Below are 24114 nucleotides of genomic sequence, written 5' to 3' on the forward strand. Positions count from 1 at the left end.
AGTCTCTCGTGACGCACTGTCGCAGCGCGGCTGCGTGCGTGCATCGACATCCATTATCGCACTACGCGCGTCTCTTCGTGGGACGCGGGCTCCGACGCTCACGGCCGGGCCATCAGCAGCGGTGGGATAATCGCGGTCATGTCCGCTCCCCGCAGCCACGCCCGCCCCGTCGCACTCGCCGTCTGGCTGATCATCGCGGGCGTGATCGGCTGGGTCGCCGCCTTCGCTCTGACGACCGAGCGACTGCACCTTCTCGAGGACGCGACGGCGACGGCATCCTGCGACTTCAATCTCGTCGTGCAGTGCGGCGCCAACCTGACGTCGCCGCAGGGGTCGGTCTTCGGATTCCCCAACCCGCTGCTCGGGCTCACCGGCTGGGTCGCTCCCATCGTGGTGGGCGCGGCGATCCTCGCCGGTGCGCGCTTCGCCCGCTGGTTCTGGCTGTTGTTCTGGGCGGGTATGGCGTTCGCGTTCGGATTCGTGATCTGGCTCATCTCGCAGAGCATCTTCGTGCTCGGCACTCTCTGCCCGTGGTGCATGGTCACCTGGTTCGTGACGATCCCGAGCTTCTACGCCGTGACCCTTCACGTCTTGCGCTCGGGCGCCGTTCCGCTCCCACGCAGAGGCCGCGCGGTCGCGGGCACCCTGTCGGGCTGGGTTCCGCTCCTGGCTGTCCTGAGCTACGTCGCGATCGCCGTCGTAGCGCAGCTCCGCCTGGACTGGATCGGCTTCCTCTGAGACGACGACGCCCGCGAGCCGACGTCGTGACGTCGAGTCGCGGGCGGGATGCCGCAGGGTCGGTCAGCCGAACCAGATCTGCAGCTCGCGCGCTGCGGACTCCGGGCTGTCGGACCCGTGGACGAGGTTCTGCTGAACCGCCAGGCCCCAGTCGCGGCCGAAGTCGCCGCGGATCGTTCCGGGGGCAGCCGTCGTCGGGTCAGTGGTCCCGGCGAGCGACCGGAAGCCCTCGATGACACGGTTGCCGGCGAGGCGGATGGCCACCGACGGACCGCTCTGCATGAATTCGAGCAGCGGCTCGTAGAACGGCTTGCCGGCGTGCTCGGCGTAGTGCCGCTCGAGCAGCTCACGGTCGGCCTCGACGAGACGGATGTCGACGAGCGCATAACCCTTGGCTTCGATACGAGCGAGGATCGCGCCGGTGAGTCCGCGGGCCACGCCGTCGGGCTTGACGAGGACGAGGGTCTCTTCGGTGGGCATGTCAGTCTCCGTTCGATTCGTCGGCTGCGAGGGCGGCGTTCCGCCGGTCGAGAGCAGCCCCCTTGATGGTCGCATACGCGTACATGCCGCCGAAAACCAGCGCGACGATTCCGAGCGCCGGGACGAGGAACACGCCGAGGGCCAGGACGACCTGGAGCATCCAGCCCAGGACGATCCCCCAGCGGTGCCGGAGGACGCCGGAGGTGACGATCATCGCGACGGCGAGCACCGCTCCCACGACGACGCCCCACCAGTCCGGTACGCCGTCGGGAAGAACGCCGAGTCCGTAGACCGTGAGGCCGCCGAGGAAGACGACGATCGACTCGAACCCGAGGACGACGGAGCCGAGGGACTCCGCCGCGCCGCGGCGGCGGCGCTCCCGGGGCCGGCTCACGCCTGCCATCCCGACTTCCAGTCCTCCGCGGCGGCGAGGGCGATCGCCTCACCGGCGAGCACGACGGAGCCGGCGATGACCACCGCCCGACGCTCTCCGCCTGCCGCCCACTCGCGCGCGGCCTCGGCCGCTTCGACCAGATCGCGGTGCTCGGTGACGCCGAGCCCGCGTTCTTCCGCGAGGTCGGCCACGAGGGTCGGCTCCGAGGCGCGCTCCGAGTCCGGCGCGGTCGCGAAGACGTGGGCGGCGACCGGTGCGAGTGCGTCGACGATCCCGTCGGCGTCCTTGTCTCCCAGAACGCCCAGCACGACACCCCACTGGTCGAAGTCGAACGACTCCCGCAGCGCGGCGGCGAGGGCCGCGGCTCCGTGGGGGTTGTGTGCGCTGTCGACGAGCACCGTCGGGCTGATCCCGAGCAACTGCAGTCGGCCGGGAGAGGTGACCGCTCCGAGGCCGTCCGCCACGACCTCCGGATGCAGCGCCTGATCCTCGGCCCCGATGAGGGCCTCGACCGCGGCGACCGCGAGCGCGGCGTTCTCCGCCTGGTGGGATCCGTACAGAGGCAGGTAGAGCTCGGGGTACTCCCCCGCCCGGCCCCGCACGCTGATCTGCTGACCACCCACGGCGAGGCTGTGGCCGGATAGACCGAACTCCTCGCCGGCGAACCCCACGGTGGCGGCGACCTCCGCGGCACGGGCACGGATCTGCGCGGCCGCCTCGGGAGTCTGCGCGGCCGAGACGACGGCCGCGCCCGGCTTGATGATGCCCGCCTTGACCGCGGCGATCTCGCCGATCGTCTCGCCGAGACGGTCGGCGTGGTCGAGCGCCACGGGGCCGATGACCGCGACGTCGCCGTCGGCGGTGTTGGTCGAGTCCCACGACCCGCCCATGCCCACCTCGATGACGGCCACATCCACCGGAGCGTCGGAGAAGGCCACGAAGGCGAGCACCGTCAGCAGTTCGAAGAACGTCAGCGGGGCGTCGCCGGCCGCGGCCAGCTCGGCGTCGACCAGGTCGACGAAGGGCGCGATCTCCTCCCAGGCGTCGGCGACCGCGGCATCCGCGATCGGCTCTCCGTCGATGAGGATCCGCTCGGTGAAGCGCTCGAGGTGCGGGCTCGTGAAGAGACCGGTACGCAGCCCATGCGCCCGCACGAGGCTCTCGATCATGCGGCTCGTCGACGTCTTGCCGTTCGTTCCCGTCACGTGCACGACGCGGTAGGTGCGCTGCGGGTCGTCCAGCAGCTCGAGGACGCGCCGGGTGCGCTCGACTCGCGGCTGCACCCATTGCTCCCCCTGACGCTGCAGCAGCGCCGTGTAGACGGCGTCCGCGCGGGCCTGATCGGTCATGCGCTCTCTCCTGTCAGACGGGTGACGCTCACGGTGAGATCGCCCCGGTTCGCGTAGGTCTTCGCGGCGACGACGGCCGCGAAGTCGGCCTCTCCGGCAGCATCGAACTCCGCGGAGGAGGCGAGGGTCTGCGAGCGTGAACGCACGGTCCATTCGCGAGCCAGGGTCTCGCCCGCGACGTCGGCGGCGTCGAACGCCGATGCGACGGCGGCCGCGTCTTCGTCGGCGTCGAACGCGAGCGCCAGACGGATGCGGTCGCTGACCTCGAAACCGGCCGCCTTGCGCGTGTCCTGCACCGCCCGGATGACGTCGCGCGCGAGGCCTTCCGCTTCGAGCTGCGGAGTGGTCGTCGTGTCGAGCAGCACGAATCCGCCGCCGGAGAGGAGCGCGATGGCGGTGCCCTCTGCGACCCCACCCGCCTCGAGGGTCAGGTCGTACTCCCCCGGCTCGAGGGCAACGCCGTCGACGGTCACGACGCCGTCCTGCTCGCTCCACAGGCCCGCCCGGGCACCCGCGATGACATGCTGCACCCGCTTGCCCAGTCGCGGACCGGCCGCCCGGGCATTGACGGAGAGGCGCTGGCTGATGCCGTACGAGGCCGCGAGGTCGTCGGAGAGCTCGGCGACGGCGACATCCTTCACGTTGAGCTCGTCGCGGAGGATGTCGGCGAACTGCTCCAGAGCCGCCGCGTCGGAGATCGCGACGGTGAGCTGCGGGAGGGGCAGCCGAACGCGCTTGCCCTCCTTCTTCCGCAGCGCATTGGCGACCGAAGACACCTCGCGGACGGCATCCATCGCCGAGCGGATGTCGGCGGCCGGAGCGAACTCGGCGGCGTCGGGCCAGTCCTCCAGGTGGACGCTGCGTCCCCCGGTCAGCCCCTGCCAGACCCGCTCGCTGACGAGCGGGAGGAGCGGCGCGGCGACACGGGTCAGCGTCTCGAGCACCGTGTAGAGGGTGTCGAAGGCCTCCGTCGAGGAATCGTCGCCAGGAACGACGCCGACCCAGAAGCGATCACGCGAGCGGCGGATGTACCAGTTCGTGAGCGCCTCGGCGAAGTCGCGGAGCTTGGCGGCGGCCATCGTCGAGTCGAGGGCCGCCAGGTCGGCGGCGACATCGCGGACCAGGTCGCCGGTCAGCGCCAGGATGTAGCGGTCGAGCACGTTCGTGGAGTCGGTCCGCCGCCGCGCCTCGTACCCGGCCCCGCCCTCACCGCCGGCCGCGTTGGCATAGGTGGCGAAGAAGTACCAGGTGTTCCACAGCGGAAGCAGGAACTCCCGCACGCCCGCCCGGATGCCCTCTTCGGTGACGACGAGGTTGCCGCCGCGCAGCACCGACGACCCCATCAGGAACCACCGCATCGCGTCGGAACCGTCGCGGTCGAAGACCTCGGACACGTCCGGGTAGTTGCGCAGCGACTTCGACATCTTCTGACCGTCGCTGCCGAGCACGATGCCGTGGCAGGCGACGCCCGAGAACGCCGGCCGGTCGAACAGCGCACCCGAGAGCACGTGCATGACGTAGAACCAGCCGCGGGTCTGTCCGATGTACTCCACGATGAAGTCGGCCGGGGCGTGCTCGTCGAACCACTCCCGGTTCTCGAAGGGGTAGTGCACCTGCGCGTACGGCATCGACCCCGAGTCGAACCAGACGTCGAAGACGTCCTCGATGCGGCGCATCGTCGAGCGGCCGGTGGGGTCGTCGGGGTTCGGACGTGTGAGGTCGTCGATGAACGGCCGGTGCAGGTCGACCTCGCCCGCCTCGTTGCGGGGCAGACGCCCGAAGTCGCGTTCGATGTCGGCGAGCGAGCCGTAGACATCGGTGCGCGGGTACTCGGGATCGTCGCTCTTCCAGACCGGGATCGGCGAACCCCAGAAGCGGTTACGGCTGATGGACCAGTCGCGCGCGCCCTCGAGCCACTTGCCGAACTGTCCGTGCTTGACGTTCTCGGGCGCCCAGGTGATCTGCTCGTTGAGTTCGAGCAGGCGGTCCTTGATCGCCGTGACGCGCACGAACCAGCTCGACACCGCCTTGTAGATCAGCGGATTGCGGCAGCGCCAGCAGTGGGGGTACGAGTGCTCGTAGCTCGCCTCGCGCAGGAGACGGCCATCGGCCTTCAGCAAGCGGATGAGGGGCCGGTTGGCGTCCATCCACAGCTCTCCCGCGACGTCGGCGACCTGCGGGAGGAAGCGCCCGCCGTCGTCGAGGCTCATGATCAGCGGGATGCCGGCCGCGGCCGTCACGCGCTGGTCGTCCTCACCGTAGGCCGGAGCCTGGTGGACGATTCCGGTGCCGTCCGTGGTGGTGACGTAGTCGTCGACGAGCACCCGCCACGCGGAACCGGTGCCCCAGGTCTCGGCATCCGCGTAGTAGTCGAAGAGCCGGTCGTACTGCACATCGGCGAGCTCGCTGCCCACAAGCGTCCGCTCGACCGCCGCGCGCGCCTCGTCGGCGTCGGCGTACCCGAGGTCCTTCGCGTAGCCGCTCAGCAGGTCCTCGGCCAGGAGGTAGCGGTGCGCGTCGGCCTCGACGCGGTCCTCGTGGACGTCGGCGGCACCGGCCGGCCCGCCGGGCAGGACGACGTAGCGGATGTCGGGGCCGACGGCGAGGGCGAGGTTCGTCGGCAGAGTCCACGGCGTCGTCGTCCATGCGAGCGCGCGCACACCGGTGAGCCCGAGCGACTCGGCCTTCGCACCCACGAACGGGAAGGTGACGGTCACCGAGGGATCCTGGCGCATCTTGTAGACGTCGTCGTCCATGCGCAGCTCGTGGTTCGACAGGGGGGTCTCGTCGCGCCAGCAGTAGGGCAGCACGCGGTGCCCCTCGTACGCGAGGTCCTTGTCCCACAGCTCCTTGAAGGCCCAGAGCACCGACTCCATGAAGCCCGTGTCGAGAGTCTTGTACCCGCGCTCGAAGTCGACCCAGCGCGCCTGGCGGGTGACGTAGTCCTCCCACTCGCGCGTGTACTCGAGCACGGAGGAGCGCGCCTTCTCGTTGAAGGCGGCGATGCCCATCGCCTCGATCTCGCTCTTCTCGGTGATCCCGAGCTGCTTCATCGCTTCGAGCTCAGCCGGGAGGCCGTGGGTGTCCCACCCGAAGACGCGGTCGACCTTCTTGCCGCGCATCGTCTGGAAACGGGGGAAGACGTCCTTCGCGTACCCGGTGAGCAGGTGGCCGTAGTGCGGCAGACCGTTGGCGAAGGGCGGGCCGTCGTAGAAGACCCACTCGGGCGCTCCCTCACGTCGCGCGATGGAGCTGCGGAACGTGTCGTCGCGCTCCCAGAACGCCAGCACCTCGCGCTCGACGTCCGGGAAGCGGGGGCTAGGCACGACGCTGTCGGCGGCGGGGCCGAAAGCAGAGGACTTCGGATAGGTCATGGCTTCTCTCGCAGGGTCGGACTTCCTGCGAGGACGATCGTGCGACCGCGGTACCACCCCGCTTGCCCCGGAGGGCCACTCTCCCAGCGGCTGTCACGGGCCTGCCCCGCTCGGTTCTACTGGGCGGATGACCGCCGTTCTTCCGAGAGCTCCCCGGTGATGGCCGGATCGGTGCTGATGACCCCATCATACCGTCGGCATACGCTGAAGGTATGGCCCGCCCGCGTTCCCGCCCCGCTCCCCCTCGCGCGAGCGATCCCGACCTCCCTCGTCACCTCGAGCCCGCCATCCTGTCTCGGCACGCAGATCTCGTCGGGTCCTCGATCACGGTCGGAGGCGGGCCGGCCGAGGGCGCCCACGCGCGAGTGAGCGAGAGCATCCTCGGGCCCGGGACCCCCGACCGGCTCGATCTCACCGGCGCGGTGCTCGCCGAGGTGCTGATCCGCGACCTCGCGACGGCCGAGCTCCGCTCGGGCGACGGCAGCTGGCGCACCGTGACGCTCAGCGGCGGGCGGATCGGCACCCTCGACGCTCAGCGCGCTCGCTGGGACGGCGTCATCCTCCGCGGCATCCGGATCGACTACCTCTCGGTGCCCGCGGCGACGTTGCGCGACGTCGTCATCGTCGATTGCCGCATCGGCACTCTCGACGCTCCGGGCGCGATGCTCGAGCGAGTCCGTTTCAGCGGCACCACGGTGGATGAGTTCGACACGCGTGCCCTGTCGAGCACGGATCTCGACCTGCGCGGGCTGGATGCACTCGCCTTCACCGACATCCGTGCGCTGGCCGGAGCGACGGCCTCCCGACGGCAGGTCGAGGCGCATGCGCCCGCGTTCGCCGCTGCGCTCGGATGGGACGTGCGCGATGAGGCATCCACCGAGGAGCCGAGCCGATGATCGCCCGCACCGACCGTCTGGTCCTCCGGCTGATGACCGAGGACGACCTGGGCCCGCTCCGCGAGATCCTGACCGACCCCATCGCGATGACCGCCTACGAGGGGGCGTTCGACAACGCCGAAAGCGCCCAGTGGCTCGCGCGCAATCTCCGCCGCTACGAGGAGGACGGGTTCGGCCTCTGGGCCGTCGACCTCCCCGGCGTCGGCATGATCGGGCAGTGCGGGATCACGCGTCAGTTCGTCGGCGACGAACAGGTGCTCGAGGTCGGCTACCTCTTCCAGCGGGCGCATTGGCACCAGGGATATGCGACCGAGGCCGCGGTCGCGGCGCGGGACTGGGGGTTCCGCGAACTCGGTGCCCCCGCCATCTGGGCCAAGGTCCGTGACACCAACATCGCGTCCATGAACGTGGCCATCCGGCTCGGCATGACCGTTCGCCGCCGATTCATGGTGCACTACCGAGGCGTGGACATGCCTCACCTCGGCTTCGCCGTCGACCGCTGAGGGGCCTCGTCAGGCCGCTGACCAGGCCTCGCCGCGCACCTCCGCGAGCGGCGACGCCTGAAGCAGGCGCGAGATCGGGCAACGCTCGTGCGCAGCGACGGCGAGGCTCGAGGCCTCGGTCTCGTCCAGGCCCTCGCCCGAGACGAAGGCGGTCACGACGAATTCGTATCCCGTGCGCCCGTCGGCATCGCGCAGGGCGACCTCGACACGCACGGCGGTGCGGCGCGCCCCCGACACGATCGCCTGCGCCGTGGCGTTCAGGCACGTCGCCCATGCCAGGGCGAGCAGCTGCTCGGGGTTGCTCGCGCGCGTGTCGTGACCCGGCTGCAAGGGGTTGGACACAGCGACTTCGAGGCCGTTCGGAACGCGGCTGACCCCCGTCCCGCCGTCGTCGTTCAGAGCTGAGGTGCGGTACCGGGTGACCATGCGTCGACTATAGTTGAACGTCGTCCAACTATTGGAGGATGCTGCGTGCTCCCGACCGACGATCCGATCTCCCTGAGCGGGGTCGGCGTCACGTACCCCGGCGGTACTCGTGCACTGTCCGGCATCGATCTCACGGTCGCGCCGGGTGAGATCTTCGGGGTCATCGGCGAGAGCGGCGCGGGGAAGAGCACCCTCCTCGCCCTGCTCACGGGCGAGATCTCCGCGACGGCGGGCGCCGTGCGCGTGCTGGGCCAGGACCCCCACCGTCTGAGCCGGCCGGCGCTGCGCATGCTTCGCCGCCGCATCGGGGTGGTCTTCCAGGGCGTGCACCTTCTGGCGAACCGGACCGTGCGACAGAACGTCTCCATCGCCCTCGATCTGAGTGGGCGCGATCGCGAGCGCGAGCGACGGGCTTCGGTCGACGAGGTCCTGCGTTTCGTCGGTCTGGGCGGTCGTGAAGACGCGTACCCCGCCGAGCTGAGCGGAGGTCAGCGCCAGCGCGTCGGCATCGCCCGCGCGCTCGTGGCCCGTCCCGACATCCTGCTGTGCGACGAGCCGACCTCGTCGCTCGATGCCACCACGACCGACGGTGTGCTCGCACTCCTCCGAGCGGCCCGCGACCGGTTCGGCACGACGGTGGTCGTCGTCACGCACGATCTGGCCGTCGTCCGGCGGGTCTGCGACCGCGTCGCCCTGTTCGAAGACGGCCGCGTCCACGACATCCTGCGGGTGGAGCCCGAGGCCGACCTCGGCTCGGAGAGCTACCTCGACCGGGCCCGACGGGAGCTCGGCGCATGAGCGACCTCGCCGAATCGCTCGGTCGCCGGGGTGAGGACCTGCTCGAGGCCCTCGGCGAGACCGGATACATGCTTCTCGTCTCGCTCGCGGCGGCGGTGCTCCTCGGGCTCCCTCTCGGCATGCTCGTGTACCTGACCCGCCGGGGCGGCGCCGCACCGAACCGCGTGGTCTGGTGGACCGGGAACCTCTTCATCAACGTCGTCCGATCGTTCCCGTTCCTGCTCCTCGTCGTGTTCCTCGTGCCGGTGACCCGGCTCGTCTACGGGACGACGTTCGGCACGCCCGCGGCGACGTTCTCGCTGTGCTTCGTCGCCGTCGCCATCTACGCGCGTCTGGTCGAGCAGATCCTGCGCGAGATCAGCCCCGGCATCCCGCGGGTCGCCCGCACGATGGGAGCGACGCTTCCGCAGACGATCCTGCGCTTCCTCCTCCCGGAGGCCTTCCCCGGCCTCGTCTACGCCCTGACGTCGGCGACGATCAGCCTGCTGTCGTACTCCACGGTGCTCGGGGTGGTGGGCGGCGGCGGGATCGGCGACTTCGCACTGCGCTACGGCTACCAGGAGTACGACTACCCGCTGATGTACTTCACGATCGCCGTCATCCTCGTCGTCGTGCTGGTCATCCAATCGATCGGTCACCGCCTGTCGATCCGTCTCGACCACCGCTGACATCTGCCCATCGACTCTCACAAGGAGAACCCATGCCCCTTCGCTCCGTTCGCGCTCGCCTCGTCACGGCGACGATCGCCACCCTGGCCGCCGCCGGGCTGCTCGCCGGTTGCACCGGCTCACCGGGTAACGCCGAATCCGGCGTCACGACACTGCGCGTGGGCGCGGTGACCGCCCCCGCGACCGACATCGTCGAGGCCGCAGGGGCGGCGATCTCCGACGGGTACGAGATCGAGCTCGTTCCGGTCTCGGACTACGTCACGGTCAACAACATGCTCGCCGCCGGCGACATCGACGCGAACTTCTCACAGCACGAGCCGTACATGCAGGAGTTCAACGAGAAGAACGGGGCGTCGCTCGAGGCGGTCCAGCCCATCTACAACTTCGTCATCGCGTTCTACTCGAAGACCCTGACCGACATCGATCAGCTCCCCGACGGTGCGACGGTCGCCATCCCGAACGACTCGTCGAACACCGCCCGTGCGCTCAAGCTCCTCGCCGACGCCGGCATCCTCGGCCTGACCCCGGGCATCGACCCGTACACCGCGACGCTCGACGATGTCGCGGAGAACCCGAAGAACCTGCAGTTCCTCTCGCTCGAGATCAATCAGCTGAACACGGCGTACGACGAGGCGGACCTGGTCTTCCAGTGGCCGTCGCACATCGCCGCGCTCGGCCTGACACCTCAGGACGACGGCCTGCTCACCGAACTCGACGACCGCTTCGCGCTGCAGCTCGTGGTGCCCTCGGCCGAGGCGGACTCCCCCGCCACGAAGGCACTGATCGACGCCTTCACGAGCGACGAGGTGCGCAAGGTCATCGAGGGCAACGAGACCATCGAGGCCGCCTTCTGACCTCACGGGTGGGGCGCCGGCGCAGCGCCCCACCCCCGGTAGACTCGGACGACGCACACTCAGGCACGCTCACACAGTGCCGCACATATCGTCGAGGAGTTCCCATGACAGCGCACATCCCCGAGAAGCCCGCTCTGGAAGGCCTCGAGCAGAAGTGGGACGCCGCCTGGGCCGACCAGGGCACCTACTTGTTCGACCGCGCGCGCGCCGCTGAAACGGGCCGCGGGGGCGTCTTCTCCGTCGATACGCCTCCCCCGACGGCATCCGGGTCGCTGCACATCGGTCACGTGTTCTCCTTCACCCACACCGACCTCAAGGTGCGCTTCGAGCGCATGCGCGGCAAGAGCGTCTTCTACCCGATGGGTTGGGACGACAACGGTCTTCCCACCGAGCGCCGGGTCCAGAACTACTACGGCGTACGCTGCGACCCGACACTCCCGTACGACGAGTCGTTCGTCCCGCCGTTCGAGGGCGGCGACAACAAGTCGAGCCGCGCGGCCGACCAGGTGCCCATCAGCCGCCGCAACTTCATCGAGCTGTGCGAGAAGCTGACGATCGAGGACGAGAAGCAGTTCGAGTCGCTCTTCCGTCAGCTCGGGCTCTCCGTCGACTGGACCCAGACGTATCGCACCATCTCCGACGAGACCATCCGCACCAGCCAGCTCGCGTTCCTCCGCAACCTCGAGCGCGGCGAGGCTTATCAGGCGCTCGCTCCCACGCTGTGGGACATCGACTTCCGCTCCGCCATCGCTCAGGCCGAGCTCGAGGATCGTGAGCAGCAGGCGTCGTACCACCGGCTCGCGTTCCACAAGACCGACGGCAGCGGCGACATCCACATCGAGACGACGCGGCCCGAGCTGCTGCCGGCGTGCGTCGCCCTCGTCGCGAACCCCGATGACGAGCGCTATCAGCCGTACTTCGGCAAGACCGTGCGCACGCCGCTCTTCGACGTCGAGGTGCCGGTCCTTCCGCACCACCTCGCTCAGCCCGACAAGGGCTCGGGAATCGCGATGATCTGCACCTTCGGCGACGTGACCGACATCATCTGGTGGCGCGAGCTGGACCTTCCCAACCGGACGATCCTCGGGCACGACGGCCGCATCGTCGCCGACGCACCCGACGTCATCGTCACGGACGCCGCACGCGCCGCCTACGCGGAACTCGCCGGCAAGACCGTCTTCAGCGCCAAGAAGCGCATCGTCGAGCTCCTGCAGGAGTCCGGCGAGCTTCTCGAGGTGTCCAAGCCCTTCAGCCACCCGGTGAAGTTCTTCGAAAAGGGCGACCGTCCGCTCGAGATCGTCTCGACCCGTCAGTGGTACCTGCGAAACGGAGCCCGCGACGAAGAGCTGCGGACGCGACTCATCTCGCTCGGTCAGGAGATGTCGTGGCACCCCGACTTCATGCGGGTGCGCTACGAGAACTGGACCAACGGTCTCACGGGCGACTGGCTCGTGTCGCGTCAGCGATTCTTCGGCGTGCCCATTCCGATCTGGTACGGCCTCGACGAGAACGGCGAACGCGATTACGAGCGCGTCATCACCCCCGATCTCGCCCAGCTCCCGATCGACCCGACCACCGATGTCCCCCCCGGCTACAGCGCGGAACAGCGCGGTGTGCCGGGCGGGTTCGACGCCGAGCGCGACATCTTCGACACCTGGGCGACGTCGTCGCTGACCCCGCAGCTGGCGGGCGGCTGGCAGCGCGACGACGAGCTGTGGCAGCTCGTCGCGCCGTTCGACCTGCGGCCGCAGGGGCAGGACATCATCCGCACCTGGCTCTTCTCCACGATGCTCCGCAGCGCTCTCGAAGACGGCCGCGCGCCGTGGTCGGATGCCGCGATCTCCGGCTTCATCGTCGACCCCGACCGCAAGAAGATGTCGAAGTCGAAGGGAAACGTCGTCACCCCGGCCGACATCCTCGCGCAGCACGGCACCGATGCGGTCCGCTACTGGGCCGCGTCCAGCCGCCTCGGTTCCGACGCCGCGTTCGACCCGCAGAACCCGACGCAGGTGAAGATCGGCCGCCGTCTGGCCATCAAGGTGCTCAACGCGGCGAAGTTCGTGCTCTCGTTCCCCGTGCCCGACGGTGCGGCCGTGACCCACGACCTCGACGCCGCCATGCTCGCGACGCTCGACCGGGTGATCGTCGACGCCACGCGTGCGTTCGAGGCTTACGACCACGCTCGCGCACTGGAGATCACCGAGGCGTTCTTCTGGACGTTCTGTGACGACTACCTCGAGCTCGTCAAGGAGCGCGCATACGACCGTACCGACGCGGGCCAGGCTTCGGCGGCCCTCGCGCTGCGCCTCGCGTTGTCCTCGCTGCTGCGTCTGCTGGCCCCGGTCCTCGCCTTCGCCGCGGAGGAGGCGTGGTCGTGGTTCGAGGAGGGCTCGGTGCACACGGCATCCTGGCCTGAGGCGAGTGGCATCGCCGGCGATCCCGACGTGCTCACCGCGGCCAGCGCGGCGCTCATCGGCATCCGACGGGCGAAGACCGAGGCGAAGGCCTCGCAGAAGACTCCGGTCTCGGTACTGACGCTGCGCGCGGATGCCGCGACGATCGAGCGCCTGCGCCGCGCCGAGGGCGACCTGAAGGCGGTCGGCCGCATCACGGAGCTCGAGCTCCTCGACGGCGACGGCGATCTCGTCGTGGAGCGCGTCGAGCTGGCCCCGCAGGAGGCCTGAGGTGCGTCTGGGAACCCGGTGGACCAGCGGCGATGAGCCGCCGGCCTCCCTGCCGGCCGCGTTCCGTGATCAGGTCCGGGCGGTGGATCGCGTGCTCGACGTCGATCCCCGTCCGAAGTGGACCCTGACCTGGCTCGAGGGGCGCCCCGTCGCCGAGTTGGAGAACGGCGTCGTCGTCTCGCTCGATGCTGCCGGTGATCCCGTCGTCGGCCAGATAGACGACGACACGTTCTGACGCCCCACTCTCCCGCCGCTCACTCCGAGGCGGCGGGAGAGCCCTGGCCGGACGCGGATCGGATGAGTCGCGTGCACACCGCCGTCGCGACGATGCAGACCGCGCCGGCGGCGATGAAGGGCAGTCGCAGGTCGATCGACGCGACCAGCCCGCCTAGGATCGTCGCCACCGGAAAGAGTCCCCAGGTGAGGGTCCGGATGATGCCGAGAGTGCGTCCGAACAGCGCCGGCGGAATGATCTGCTGGCGCAGCGCACCCCATGGGACGTTCCAGAGCGAGACCGCGAACGCCATCCCCGCGTAGGCGATGACCGCGACGACGACGTTCGGCGCGAAGCCGACGGCCACCATGCACGCGGCCGCTGCCAGGTTCGCTCCCCACATCACGTTGCCGCGCCCCCATCGTGCGACCATGCGGGCAGCGACGAGCGAGCCGGCGAGGGCGCCGACTCCGACGCCCGCCGTGACGAACCCGATGGCGATCTCAGGTACCCCGTGGACATCCAGGAAGTAGAGGAGCGTCGGTGCCTGCGCGAAGGCGAAAGCGCATCCGACCACTGAGGTGAACACGACCAGCGCCCGCAGGAATCGGTGTCGCCAGAGGTACCGCAGCGCCTCGCCGGCGGGGACCGGTGCGACGGTCGGCGCGGGCAGAGGCTCCGGCACTGTGCCGGCGACGACCTCGCCCTGCTGCGCGCCGACGACGGTCGTCGCCCGAGACCGCGCCGCAGCGAGCGGAAGAAGGAGCGCGAGTGCGATCGGAACGATGTAGCCGGCGGCACCGAGCCACAGCGGCAGCGCGAGCGACACGGCGAACAGGACACCGGCGACCGGCTGCGCGAGGAAGCTGTCGATGGTGATCTGCGCGGCCTGGATCCGTCCGTTGGCTCGATCCAGCTGGTCTCGGTCGACGACGCTCGGGATGACCGCGTTGGTGGCGTTGTCGAAGAGCGTCTCGCCGAAGCCGAAGACGAGCGTTCCGATCAGGAGCCACACCACGTCGAGGCCGCCGGTGACGGTGAGCACCGCCAACCCGACGGCTGCCGCGCCGCGCACGGTGTTGGCCAGGGCCATGACGCGGCGCCGGTCGAACCGGTCGACGATGACGCCGGCCGGCACACCGAAGACGAGCCACGGGACGAACGCTGCCGCACCGAGCAGCGAGATCAGCAGCGGGTCACGCGTGAGCGTCGTTGCGATGAGCGGAACCGCCGTGCGGCCGAGGCCGTCCGCAAGGTTGCTGAACGCGGCGGCGGACCACAGCCGCGAGAAGTCCCGCCCGAGGGGGCGGGAGCGCGCGGACTCGGGGGCCTGGGTCGAGGTGTCGGTGACGACGCTCATGATCAGTCGCTCTCTGTCGCGATCGGAAATGCTTCGGCGCGCAGCGAGACGATGCGGCGGTCCGCGGACGGCGTCTCATCGGCGCCTTCGTCGACGCGATACTCGTCGACCACGTCATCGATGACACGCTGGATCCTCGCGTTCACCTCGCCGAGCTGCTCGACGGTCAGCGAGACGGTGGCCGAGGTGATGAGGGCGTTCTCCGCCCAGGGGTCGAGCTCATCGCGCAATGTGGTCCCGACGAAGCGCATGAGCTGCTCGTGACGGCGGTCGAGGAACTCGCCCATCACGACCTGCGTCGCGGCACGCCCAGCGGGGGTCCGCAAGGCGTCCGGTCCGGGAAAGGACACGCCCCCCGAGGGGCGCTCCCACCACCGCTCGCGCGCGGTGCCGCGATCCGGGATCTCGCGGATCAGGTCGTGCTTCGCGAGGGCGCGTAGGTGATAGCTCGTGGAACCGGACGACTCCCCCGTCATGGCTGCCAGCGAGCTCGCCGTCTGGGGGCCCTGCTGACTGAGGATGTCGTACAGCCGCACGCGAACGGGATGCGCGAGGGCGCGCAGCGCGCCGGAGTCGAGCGTGCGGACGTCGCGCGACGCCCGCTCGTCGCCGTTGGTTTCGTTCATGACACCAAAGGTAGCTTTGCAAACAGGCCTTTGCAACAACTTCTTTGTGTTCCGCGTAGGCTAGGCGCATGACGGCATCCTCGAATCCGCTCCTGACCGCTTCGTCCCTCCCCTGGGGTCTCCCCGACTACCGTGATATCGAGGCGGATCACTACCTGCCCGCTTTCGAGGAGGCGTTCGCTCGGCAGCGAGCCGAGATCGACGCGATCGCCGCGAACCCCGAACCGCCCACCTTCGAGAACACCGTCGAGGCATGGGAGAGCAGCGGGCGGCTCCTCGGCGAGATCGCGCGAACCTTCTTCACCGTCAGCTCCGCGGACGCCACGCCGGCGGTGCAGGCAGTTGATGAGAGGCTCGCGCCGATGATGTCTGCGCACTCCGACGCGATCCTTCTCGATGCGCGCCTCTACGGCAGGATCGAGAGGCTGCACGCGACACGGGAGGAGCTCGAACTGAGCGCCGAGCAGCGGTACCTGTTGGAGCGGCGGTTCGTGCAGATGACGCACGCCGGCGCCGGGCTCGACGCCGGGGCGAAGCGGCGACTGACCGAGCTCAACAGCCGACTCTCCGTGCTCACCACGACCTTCGAGAAGAATCTCCTGGCAGACACCAACGATCTCGCCGTCGTCTTCGACTCGCGGGAGGAGCTCGACGGGCTGAGCGAGGGCGAGATCTCCGCCGCGGCGCGCGCGGCCGCGGACCGGGGACTGACCGGCGCTTACGTGGTCACGCTCACTCTGTTCACGGGCCACCCGTCGCTCGCTTCGCTCACGAACCCGCAGTCGCGGCGACGGATCCTCGAGGCGTCGCGTGCGCGGGGCTCGAGGCCCGGCCCGCACGACAACCGCCCCGTGCTGCTCGAGATCGTTCGGCTGCGTGCCGAGCGCGCCGAATTGCTGGGCTTCCCGTCTCACGCGGCATACGTCACCTCCGATCAGACGGCGGGCAGCCCGGATGCGGTGACATCGTTGCTGCGCCGACTCGCCGCCGCGGCGGCACGCAATGCCCAGCAGGAGAAGCGGGCGCTTCGGGATGTCCTGGGCGCCGAGGTGGGTCCCGCTGACTGGGCCTTCGCGACCGAGCGCGTGCGCGCGACCACACTCGACATCGACACGACCGCCCTCCGCCCGTGGTTCGAGGCTGAGCGCGTGTTGCGCGACGGTGTCTTCTTCGCGGCGACACAGCTCTACGGCATCACCTTCCATGAGCGCGACGACCTTCCCGCCTATCACGAGGATGCGCGCGTGTTCGAGGTGTCCGACGAGGACGGCTCGCACCTCGGGCTCTTCATCCTCGACCTCTACACCCGCGACACCAAGCGGGGCGGGGCCTGGATGAACTCGATCGCTTCGCAGTCGAAGCTGCGCGGGACGACACCGATCGTCGTCAACAACCTCAACGTCCCTCAGCCGGCGCCGGGTACCCCGACGCTGCTGACGCTCAACGAGGTCACGACCCTCTTCCACGAGTTCGGACATGCCCTGCACGGGTTGTTCGCCACCGTCACGTATCCGAGCTTCGCCGGAACCAGCGTGTTCCGAGACTTCGTCGAGTTCCCGAGCCAGGTCAACGAGATGTGGATCTACCGCCCCGAGGTGCTGGCGAACTACGCTCGCCATGTCGAGACCGGCGAACCGATCGCGTCCGATGTCATCGACCGACTGGAGGCATCCGGGACGTTCAACCAGGGATTCGCGACGAGCGAGTACCTCGCCGCTGCGTGGCTCGATCTCGCCTGGCACTCGCTCAGCGCCGATGAGGCGGCGGCCGTCACCGACGTGGCAGCCTTCGAAGCCGCGGCTCTCGCGGACATCGGCCTCGACGACCCCGCGGTGCCGCCGCGCTACTCGTCGGCCTACTTCGCGCACATCTTCTCGGGCGGGTACAGCGCCGGGTACTACTCCTACATCTGGAGCGAGGTCCTCGACGCCGACACCGTCGAGTGGTTCTCGGAGAACGGCGGCCTGACCCGCCCGAACGGCGACCGGTTCCGGCAACGCCTGCTCGGCGTCGGCGGATCGAAGGACCCCCTGGAGGCATACCGTGACTTCCGGGGGCGCGACGCCCGCATCGAGCCCCTCCTCGTGCGCCGCGGGCTCACCGTCTAGCGCGCGCTCTCCCGGGGGACGCCGTCGGCGGGAGCACTTCGCGCACGACTCCCGCCGGCGGGCGCCACGTCGTAGACCAGCCGCGCGAAAGCGCCCACCTGCTCGGCCGACCGCAGCGAGAGCCGGTCGGACTCGATACGTCGCGGAAGCACGGGCGCTCCCCCGCCGAGAGTCACGGGCGCGACCGATACGGCGATCTGGTCGAGCGCATCGGCGTCGAAGAACTGCCCGGCCAGATCTCCGCCGCCGACGACCCAGACGTCGTGGTCACCGGCTGCCTGACGGATGCGAGGGAGGACGGTCGAGACAGGCCCGGAGACGAACCTGACGTCCGCGCCGGTCGGCCGGGGCAGCTCACGTGACGTGAACACGAACGTCGGCCGGTCGCCGTGGAACTCGTGCCACCGATCGGGGTGCGCGAGCAGATCCGACTCAGCGAGGAGCCATTCGTACGTCGTGGACCCCTCGACCAGGACACCGGCGTCGGCGGGGATCAGGCTGGCGTCGGGCTCGTCGCCTCCGTCGACCGCGAACAGCCAGGAGAGCGAATCAGCGGCGTCGGCGATGTAGCCGTCGAGCGAGCTCGCCGTGTCGTAGATGATGCGTCGCATGTCGGCAGGCTAGTCGGAACCCCCGACATCACTCGGGCGTCGCCGTGCCTGCGCGCGTCAGGCGCTCTTGCGCTTCTGACGCAGTACCAAGGTCGGCGCGGCGCCGTCGTCAACGGCCGCACGGGTCACGATGACCTTGTCGACATCGTCGGCCGACGGGATCTCGAACATGATGGGCCCGAGGACATCCTCGAGGATCGCGCGAAGGCCGCGGGCGCCGGTCTTCCGCGCCACGGCGAGATCGGCGATCGCGCGCAGCGCGTCGTCTTCGAACTCGAGCTCGACGCCGTCGAGCTCGAACATTCGCTGATACTGCTTCACGAACGCATTCTTCGGGCCCGTGAGGATCTCGATGAGCGCCTTCTGGTCGAGCGGGGAAACCGAGGTGACCACGGGGAGACGGCCGATGAACTCGGGGATGAGACCGAACTTGTGCAGGTCTTCGGGCTCGACCTCGCGGAACAGATCGAGCTCCTTGTCCTTCTCCTGCAACGGGGCGCCGAACCCCACGCCATGCTTGCCGACGCGGGACAAGATGATCTCCTCGAGGCCCGCGAAGGCGCCCGCGACGATGAACAGCACGTTGGTCGTGTCGATCTGGATGAACTCCTGGTGGGGGTGCTTGCGTCCTCCCTGCGGCGGAACGGACGCGACCGTGCCCTCGAGGATCTTCAGCAATGCCTGCTGGACTCCTTCGCCGGAGACGTCTCGCGTGATGGAGGGGTTCTCGGCTTTGCGGGCGATCTTGTCGACCTCGTCGATGTAGATGATGCCGGTCTCGGCGCGCTTGACGTCGAAGTCGGCCGCCTGGAGGAGCTTGAGGAGGATGTTCTCGACGTCCTCGCCGACGTAGCCGGCCTCCGTCAGAGCCGTCGCGTCGGCGACGGCGAAGGGAACATTGAGTCGTTTGGCGAGCGTCTGCGCGAGATAGGTCTTGCCGCAGCCGGTGGGCCCGAGCAGCAGGATGTTGCTCTTGGCGATCTCGACGTCGTCAGCGCGCTGCTCGGCGGGCTGCAGCGTCGAGTGTGCGCGCACGCGCTTGTAGTGGTTGTACACCGCGACCGAGAGCGCACGCTTGGCCGGGTCCTGCCCGACGACGTACTCCTCGAGGAAGGAGAAGATCTCGCGCGGCTTGGGAAGGTCGAACTCCGCCACCGACTCGTCGCCCGACTCCGCCATGCGCTCTTCGATGATCTCGTTGCACAGCTCGACGCACTCGTCGCAGATGTAGACACCGGGTCCTGCGATCAGCTGCTGGACCTGCTTCTGACTCTTTCCGCAGAACGAGCACTTGAACAGGTCGGCACTCTCACCGATGCGAGCCATGTACCCCTCCTGGATGCCGGAATCCATCGCTCCCCTGAGAGCGTGGTGCTCCGAGCCTAACCTCTCCCGCAGACATCCCCGCGGATTTGCGCAGGGTTCGAGTCGAGCCGCCGCAGCGACACGTATGGCCCCGGCTGGTCGCCGGGGCCATACGTGTCGCGCTCGCGCCGCTCAGGACGTGATCGCGGCGGGCGTGCGCTTGCGAGACGTCAGCACCTGGTCGACGATGCCGTACTCCATCGCCTCGTGCGCCGACAGGATCTTGTCGCGGTCGATGTCTTTGTTGACCTGCTCCTGCGTACGGTTGGTGTGTCGCGCCATGGTCTCCTCGAGCCATGTCCGCATCCGCAGGATCTCGGCGGCCTGGATCTCGATGTCCGACGCCTGCCCGTGGCCGGCCTCGCCCACGGCGGGCTGGTGGATGAGGATGCGGGCGTTCGGAAGCGCGAGGCGCTTGCCGGGAGCGCCGGCCGCGAGCAGGACCGACGCCGCGGAAGCAGCCTGACCGAGCACGACCGTCTGGATCTGGGGCGACACGTACTGCATCGTGTCGTAGATCGCCGTCATGGCCGTGAACGAGCCACCGGGCGAATTGATGTACATGATGATGTCGCGGTCGGGGTCCTGCGACTCGAGCACGAGCAGCTGGGCCATGACGTCGTCGGCGGACGCGTCGTCGACCTGCACGCCGAGGAAGATGACGCGGTCCTCGAACAGCTTGTTGTACGGGTCCTGACGCTTGTAGCCGTAGGCCGTGCGCTCCTCGAACTGCGGCAGGATGTACCGGCTCGAGGGCATCGCTGCGCCGTGGGGAAGGCCGAAGGCGGGTGTGTTCATCGTTGTCTTTCTCCTTCGGTCGATCAGTTCTCGGTGCCGCCGCCGCCGACCACGTCGGTGGCCGACTCGCGGATGTGGTCCACGAAGCCGTACTCGAGGGCCTCCTGAGCGGTGAACCACCGGTCGCGATCGCCGTCGGCGTTGATCTGCTCGACCGACTTGCCGGTCTGCGCTGCGGTGATCTCGGCGAGGCGGCGCTTCATGTCGAGGATCAGCTGCGCCTGCGTCTGGATGTCGCTGGCCGTGCCGCCGAACCCGCCGTGCGGCTGGTGCAGGAGGACTCGCGCGTTGGGCGTGATGTAGCGCTTGCCCTTGGTGCCGGCGGTCAGCAGCAGCTGGCCCATCGAGGCGGCCATGCCGATGCCCACGGTGACGATGTCGTTCGGAACGAACTGCATCGTGTCGTAGATCGCCATGCCGGCGGTGATGGAGCCACCCGGCGAGTTGATGTAGAGGTAGATGTCCTTCTCGGAGTCCTCGGCGGCGAGCAGGAGGATCTTCGCGCAGATCTCGTTCGCGTTCTCGTCGCGCACCTCCGACCCGAGCCAGATGATGCGGTCCTTGAGCAGTCTGTCGAAGACGCTTGTTGCGATGAGGGGGTCAGCCATGTGTGCTCCTGATCCGAAGTTTCGTGACGTGTCGAATCTACCGACGCCGTCGCACGCGCCCGGCCGTGTTCGCCGTGGGCATAGCCCGTGTCACCTCCCGCGCCGATGCCGAGCATCCCTCGGGTACGGCAGAAGGGGCGGATGCCGCAGCATCCGCCCCTTCTGCCGGTCAGGCGACCGTCGAGATCAGGAGATCACTCGGCGGCAGCCTCGTCGGCGGCCTTCTTCTTAGCCGGAGCCTTCTTGGCGGGGGTCTTCTTTGCGGGAGCCTTCTCCTCGGCGGCGGGAGCCTCGTCTGCCGCGTCCGCCTTCTTCTTGGCCGGAGCCTTCTTGGCGGGGGCCTTCTTCGCCGGCTTCTCCTCCGCCTCGGCGGCATCGGCGTCGGCAGCCTCGTCGGCGATCTCCTGCGCCTCCTCGACGACCTCGTCAGCGGCGGACTCCTCGCCCTCGACGGTGATGAAGCCGGTCAGGTCGACCGCCTTGCCGTCGGTGTCGACGACCGTGACCTTGCCCAGGGCGATCGCGAGCGCCTTGTTGCGGGCGACCTCGCCGACCATCACCGGGAGCTGCCCGTTCTGCTGGAGAGCGTTGACGAAGTCCTGCGGCGCCATGCCGTACTGCGCGGACGCCTGGATCAGGTACTGGGTGAGCTCGTCCTGCGAGACCTGCACCTCGTGGGTCTCGGCGATCTTGTCGAGGACCATCTGCGTGCGGAACTGCTTCTCGCTCGCCTCGGTGACCTCGGCGCGGTGCGCGTCATCCTCCAGACGGCCTTCGCCCTCGAGGTGGGCGTGGACCTCGTCCTCGACGAGTCCGGCCGGGACGGGGATCTCGACCTTCTCGAGGAGCGCGTCGACGAGCTTCTCGCGGGCGGCGGCACCCTGCGTGAACACGCTCTGCTGCGAGACCCGCTCGGCGAGGCTCTCGCGCAGCTCGGCGATGGTGTCGAACTCGCTGGCCATCTGCGCGAAGTCGTCGTCGGCCTCGGGAAGCTCGCGCTCCTTGACAGCCTTGACCGTGACGGCCACCTCGGCCTCTTCGCCCGCGTGGTCGCCGCCGACGAGCTTCGAACGGAACGTGGTGTCCTCGCCGGCGGTGAGCGAATCGATGGCCTCGTCGATGCCCTCGAGCAGCTCGCCCGAGCCGACCTCGTACGACACGCCTTCGGCGCGGTCGATCTCGTTGCCGTCGATCGTGGCGACCAGGTCGAGCTCGACGAAGTCGCCCTTCGTGGCGGGGCGGTCGACGGTCACGAGCGTGCCGAAGCGGCCGCGCAGGCGGTCGAGCTCCTCGTCGATCGCGGCGTCGTCGGTGGCGACCGGCTCGACCTCGATGGTGATGTCCTCGTAGGCGGGCAGCTCGAACTCGGGCCGAACGTCGACCTCGACCTCGACCTTCAGGTCACCGGAGAAGTCCTTGTCGCTCGGCCAGTCGACGACCTCGGCCGAGGGGCGGCCGAGCACACGCAGCTCGTTCGCGGTGACGGCTTCGCGGTAGAAGCCGTCGAGGCCCTCGCTGACCGCGTGCTCGATGACCGCACCGCGGCCGACGCGCTGGTCGATGATGGGAGCGGGCACCTTGCCCTTGCGGAAGCCGGGGATCTGCACGTCCTGAGCGATGTGCTCGTACGCGTGGGTGATGCTCGGCTTCAGCTCGTCCGGGCTGACCGTGATGTGGAGCTTCACCCGCGTGGGGCTGAGCGTCTCGACGGTGCTGGTGACCATGCCTGTCGTTCTCCTTTATCCGGCCGCGCACATGCGCGTCCGTTCGGTGGTCTGGGTTCGTGGGGCCGTTGTCGGGGCGACAGGATTTGAACCTGCGGCCTCCCGCTCCCAAAGCGGGCGCTCTACCAAGCTGAGCTACGCCCCGGGCGCGCAGCACACGTGCGTCGGAAAACGGCCGTGGTCAGTCTAGCCGACGGAGTCCGCTAGACTGTTCGAGTCGCCGACTGCGGGCCTCGTGCCCGGCACGGCGGTGGACCACATTCGATCCCGGTCGAATGCGGGGCTGTAGCTTAGTGGTAAAGCCTCTGTCTTCCAAACAGATGATGCGAGTTCGATTCTCGTCAGCCCCTCCAGCGCTCCTCCTCGTCTCGAACGAGGAGGAGCTTTCTCATTCGATCGCGACGGCCCCGTGTTCGACGGCCAGCTGCAGATAGGTCGCGGCGTTGCGACGGAGTCGGCCCCGTTCGTCGTCGGTGAGTGCGCGGCGCACCTTCGCGGGCACGCCGGCCACGAGAGACCCGGGCGGGATGACCGTCCCCTCGAGAACGACCGCTCCCCCGGCGACGAGGGATCCGGCTCCGATCACGGCCCCGCTCAGCAGGGTGCTGTTCATGCCGATGAGGCAGCCGTCCTCCACCGTGCATCCGTGGACGACGGCATTGTGCCCGATCGAGACGTCATCACCGATACGGGCGGGCGATCGCGCATCGACGTGGATCACCACGCCGTCCTGAACATTGCTGCGATCGCCGATCTCGATGCGCGACCGATCGCCGCGGACGACGGCGTTGTACCAGACGCTCGACAGCTCGCCGATGGTCACATCGCCCACCAGCCGCGCTCCGTCCGCGACGAAAACCGTCGGATGCAGCCGGGGCCGGGACTCGCCCAGCGGCAGGATCGTTGCGCTCGATGAGACGACCATGGCCTCACGTTACCCCTGGTGAGCCCAGCCTTCTCTTGCTTGCGGAATGTTCCGGCGTGAGTAGCGTTTGGACAGATGCAGGCCACGACCTGCCAGAAGGAGCGCAGACATGACCGACACCAACATCACCACCCCCGCCCTCACCGCCGACCCCGAGGTCGCCGCCGCTGCCGCGCAGTTCCTCACTCCGGTCGTGCACAAGATGCAGGCGCTCGTCGTCAACGGCAAGCAGGCGCACTGGAACGTCCGCGGCTCGAACTTCATCGCGATCCACGAGCTGCTCGACTCGGTCGTCGCTCACGCTCAGGACTACGCCGACACCGCCGCGGAGCGCATCGTCGCCCTGGGCCTGCCGATCGACTCCCGCGTCTCGACCATGGCCGAGAAGACCAGCACCGCCGTCCCCGCCGGCTTCGCGCAGTGGCAGGACGAGATCAAGGCCATCGTCTCCGACATCGACGCAGCTCTCGTCGACCTGCAGGCCGCGATCGACGGTCTCGACGAGGTCGACCTGACGAGCCAGGATGTCGCCATCGAGATCAAGCGCGGCGTCGACAAGGACCGCTGGTTCCTTCTCGCGCACCTCGCCGAGTAATACCCGGCGCCGACGG

At 68.9% G+C, this 24114-nt stretch carries 23 protein-coding genes and 2 tRNA genes; 11 read left to right on the forward strand and 14 right to left on the reverse strand.

Translation table 11 applies throughout. The features are described from left to right. Positions 1-138 precede the first annotated feature (138 nt). Entirely contained in the window at positions 139-738 is a 600-nt protein-coding gene (locus CI089_RS10725; RefSeq protein ID WP_094261574.1) for a vitamin K epoxide reductase family protein, read from the forward strand. A 63-nt stretch (positions 739-801) separates the two neighbouring features. On the opposite strand, the gene ndk is transcribed toward CI089_RS10725, so the two are convergent. The 4 genes from ndk to ileS are packed head-to-tail and all read right to left on the reverse strand — an operon-like array spanning position 802 to position 6335. Then, entirely contained in the window at positions 802-1218 is a 417-nt protein-coding gene (gene ndk / locus CI089_RS10730; protein WP_094261575.1) for a nucleoside-diphosphate kinase, read from the reverse strand. Between the two features lies 1 nt (position 1219). Next, positions 1220-1621 carry a DUF4233 domain-containing protein gene (locus tag CI089_RS10735; protein ID WP_094261576.1) on the reverse strand — a complete coding sequence of 134 codons (402 nt, stop codon included), beginning with the start codon at positions 1619-1621 and terminating at the stop codon, positions 1220-1222. After that, positions 1609-2961 carry a bifunctional folylpolyglutamate synthase/dihydrofolate synthase gene (locus CI089_RS10740; RefSeq protein ID WP_094261577.1) on the reverse strand — a complete coding sequence of 451 codons (1353 nt, stop codon included), beginning with the start codon at positions 2959-2961 and terminating at the stop codon, positions 1609-1611. The genes CI089_RS10735 and CI089_RS10740 overlap by 13 nt, the downstream gene beginning before the upstream one ends. Next, positions 2958-6335: an isoleucine--tRNA ligase gene (ileS, locus tag CI089_RS10745; RefSeq protein WP_094261578.1), complete on the reverse strand. Its 3378-nt coding sequence runs from the start codon at positions 6333-6335 to the stop codon at positions 2958-2960. Before ileS ends, CI089_RS10740 begins: the two co-directional genes overlap by 4 nt. A 212-nt stretch (positions 6336-6547) precedes the next feature. Between ileS and CI089_RS10750 the strand changes: the two genes are divergently transcribed. After that, positions 6548-7231 (forward strand): hypothetical protein, encoded by a 684-nt coding sequence (locus CI089_RS10750; RefSeq protein ID WP_094261579.1) that lies wholly within the window; start codon positions 6548-6550, stop codon positions 7229-7231. Continuing rightward, entirely contained in the window at positions 7228-7734 is a 507-nt protein-coding gene (locus tag CI089_RS10755) for a GNAT family N-acetyltransferase (RefSeq protein ID WP_094261580.1), read from the forward strand. The genes CI089_RS10750 and CI089_RS10755 overlap by 4 nt, the downstream gene beginning before the upstream one ends. Before the next feature lie 9 nt (positions 7735-7743). Here CI089_RS10755 and CI089_RS10760 read toward each other — a convergent pair whose 3' ends face one another. Continuing rightward, positions 7744-8160, reverse strand: coding sequence for an OsmC family protein (locus tag CI089_RS10760; RefSeq protein ID WP_094261581.1), 417 nt, complete (start codon positions 8158-8160; stop codon positions 7744-7746). A gap of 45 nt (positions 8161-8205) precedes the next feature. Here CI089_RS10760 and CI089_RS10765 point away from each other — a divergent pair, with 45 nt between their 5' ends. From CI089_RS10765 to CI089_RS10785, 5 genes are all read left to right on the forward strand, one after another. Continuing rightward, on the forward strand, positions 8206-8958 hold the full coding sequence (locus tag CI089_RS10765) for a methionine ABC transporter ATP-binding protein (protein ID WP_094261582.1): 753 nt from the start codon (positions 8206-8208) through the stop codon (positions 8956-8958). Continuing rightward, positions 8955-9626, forward strand: a complete 672-nt coding sequence (locus tag CI089_RS10770) for a methionine ABC transporter permease (protein ID WP_094261583.1) — start codon at positions 8955-8957, stop codon at positions 9624-9626. The genes CI089_RS10765 and CI089_RS10770 overlap by 4 nt, the downstream gene beginning before the upstream one ends. A gap of 32 nt (positions 9627-9658) precedes the next feature. Further along, a complete protein-coding gene (locus tag CI089_RS10775) occupies positions 9659-10480 on the forward strand; it encodes a MetQ/NlpA family ABC transporter substrate-binding protein (RefSeq protein WP_094261584.1) in 822 nt (273 codons plus the stop codon). Positions 10481-10584: 104 nt separating this feature from the next. Next, entirely contained in the window at positions 10585-13164 is a 2580-nt protein-coding gene (gene valS, locus CI089_RS10780; RefSeq protein WP_094261585.1) for a valine--tRNA ligase, read from the forward strand. Between the two features lies 1 nt (position 13165). Continuing rightward, entirely contained in the window at positions 13166-13399 is a 234-nt protein-coding gene (locus tag CI089_RS10785) for a hypothetical protein (protein WP_094261586.1), read from the forward strand. A gap of 19 nt (positions 13400-13418) precedes the next feature. Here the strand turns inward: CI089_RS10785 and CI089_RS10790 are convergent, their stop codons facing one another. Together CI089_RS10790 and CI089_RS10795 are read right to left on the reverse strand one after the other, a co-directional pair. Next, positions 13419-14738: an MFS transporter gene (locus tag CI089_RS10790; protein ID WP_143738988.1), complete on the reverse strand. Its 1320-nt coding sequence runs from the start codon at positions 14736-14738 to the stop codon at positions 13419-13421. Positions 14739-14740: 2 nt separating this feature from the next. After that, the gene (locus CI089_RS10795; RefSeq protein ID WP_094261587.1) at positions 14741-15364 is read right to left on the reverse strand and encodes a winged helix-turn-helix domain-containing protein; all 624 of its coding nucleotides are present in this window, start codon (positions 15362-15364) and stop codon (positions 14741-14743) included. Positions 15365-15432: 68 nt separating this feature from the next. On the opposite strand from CI089_RS10795, the gene CI089_RS10800 reads away from it, so the two are divergent. Continuing rightward, a complete protein-coding gene (locus tag CI089_RS10800; protein ID WP_094261588.1) occupies positions 15433-17472 on the forward strand; it encodes a M3 family metallopeptidase in 2040 nt (679 codons plus the stop codon). Here the strand turns inward: CI089_RS10800 and CI089_RS10805 are convergent. From CI089_RS10805 to CI089_RS10830, 6 genes are all read right to left on the reverse strand, one after another. Further along, the gene (locus tag CI089_RS10805; RefSeq protein WP_094261589.1) at positions 17469-18083 is read right to left on the reverse strand and encodes a dihydrofolate reductase family protein; all 615 of its coding nucleotides are present in this window, start codon (positions 18081-18083) and stop codon (positions 17469-17471) included. The two genes, CI089_RS10800 and CI089_RS10805, sit on opposite strands and share 4 nt — an antisense overlap. 57 nt (positions 18084-18140) lie before the next feature. After that, complete coding sequence (clpX, locus tag CI089_RS10810) at positions 18141-19409, reverse strand: ATP-dependent Clp protease ATP-binding subunit ClpX (RefSeq protein WP_094261590.1); 1269 nt, start codon at positions 19407-19409, stop codon at positions 18141-18143. 171 nt (positions 19410-19580) lie between these two features. Beyond that, positions 19581-20246, reverse strand: coding sequence for an ATP-dependent Clp protease proteolytic subunit (locus CI089_RS10815; protein WP_023950830.1), 666 nt, complete (start codon positions 20244-20246; stop codon positions 19581-19583). A 23-nt stretch (positions 20247-20269) separates the two neighbouring features. Further along, on the reverse strand, positions 20270-20854 hold the full coding sequence (locus tag CI089_RS10820; RefSeq protein ID WP_023950833.1) for an ATP-dependent Clp protease proteolytic subunit: 585 nt from the start codon (positions 20852-20854) through the stop codon (positions 20270-20272). 194 nt (positions 20855-21048) lie between these two features. After that, positions 21049-22578, reverse strand: a complete 1530-nt coding sequence (gene tig, locus CI089_RS10825; protein WP_094261591.1) for a trigger factor — start codon at positions 22576-22578, stop codon at positions 21049-21051. A 71-nt stretch (positions 22579-22649) separates the two neighbouring features. Continuing rightward, positions 22650-22723, reverse strand: a tRNA-Pro gene (locus CI089_RS10830). A 134-nt stretch (positions 22724-22857) separates the two neighbouring features. On the opposite strand from CI089_RS10830, the gene CI089_RS10835 reads away from it, so the two are divergent. Further along, positions 22858-22931: transfer RNA gene (locus CI089_RS10835), tRNA-Gly, on the forward strand. A gap of 35 nt (positions 22932-22966) precedes the next feature. On the opposite strand, the gene CI089_RS10840 is transcribed toward CI089_RS10835, so the two are convergent. Next, complete coding sequence (locus CI089_RS10840) at positions 22967-23503, reverse strand: gamma carbonic anhydrase family protein (protein ID WP_094261592.1); 537 nt, start codon at positions 23501-23503, stop codon at positions 22967-22969. Positions 23504-23612: 109 nt separating this feature from the next. Here CI089_RS10840 and CI089_RS10845 point away from each other — a divergent pair, with 109 nt between their 5' ends. Then, positions 23613-24098, forward strand: a complete 486-nt coding sequence (locus CI089_RS10845; RefSeq protein ID WP_094261593.1) for a Dps family protein — start codon at positions 23613-23615, stop codon at positions 24096-24098. The last annotated feature ends 16 nt before the right edge of the window (positions 24099-24114 follow it).

The organism is Microbacterium sp. Yaish 1 (assembly GCF_002245215.1).
GTDB lineage: Bacteria > Actinomycetota > Actinomycetes > Actinomycetales > Microbacteriaceae > Microbacterium.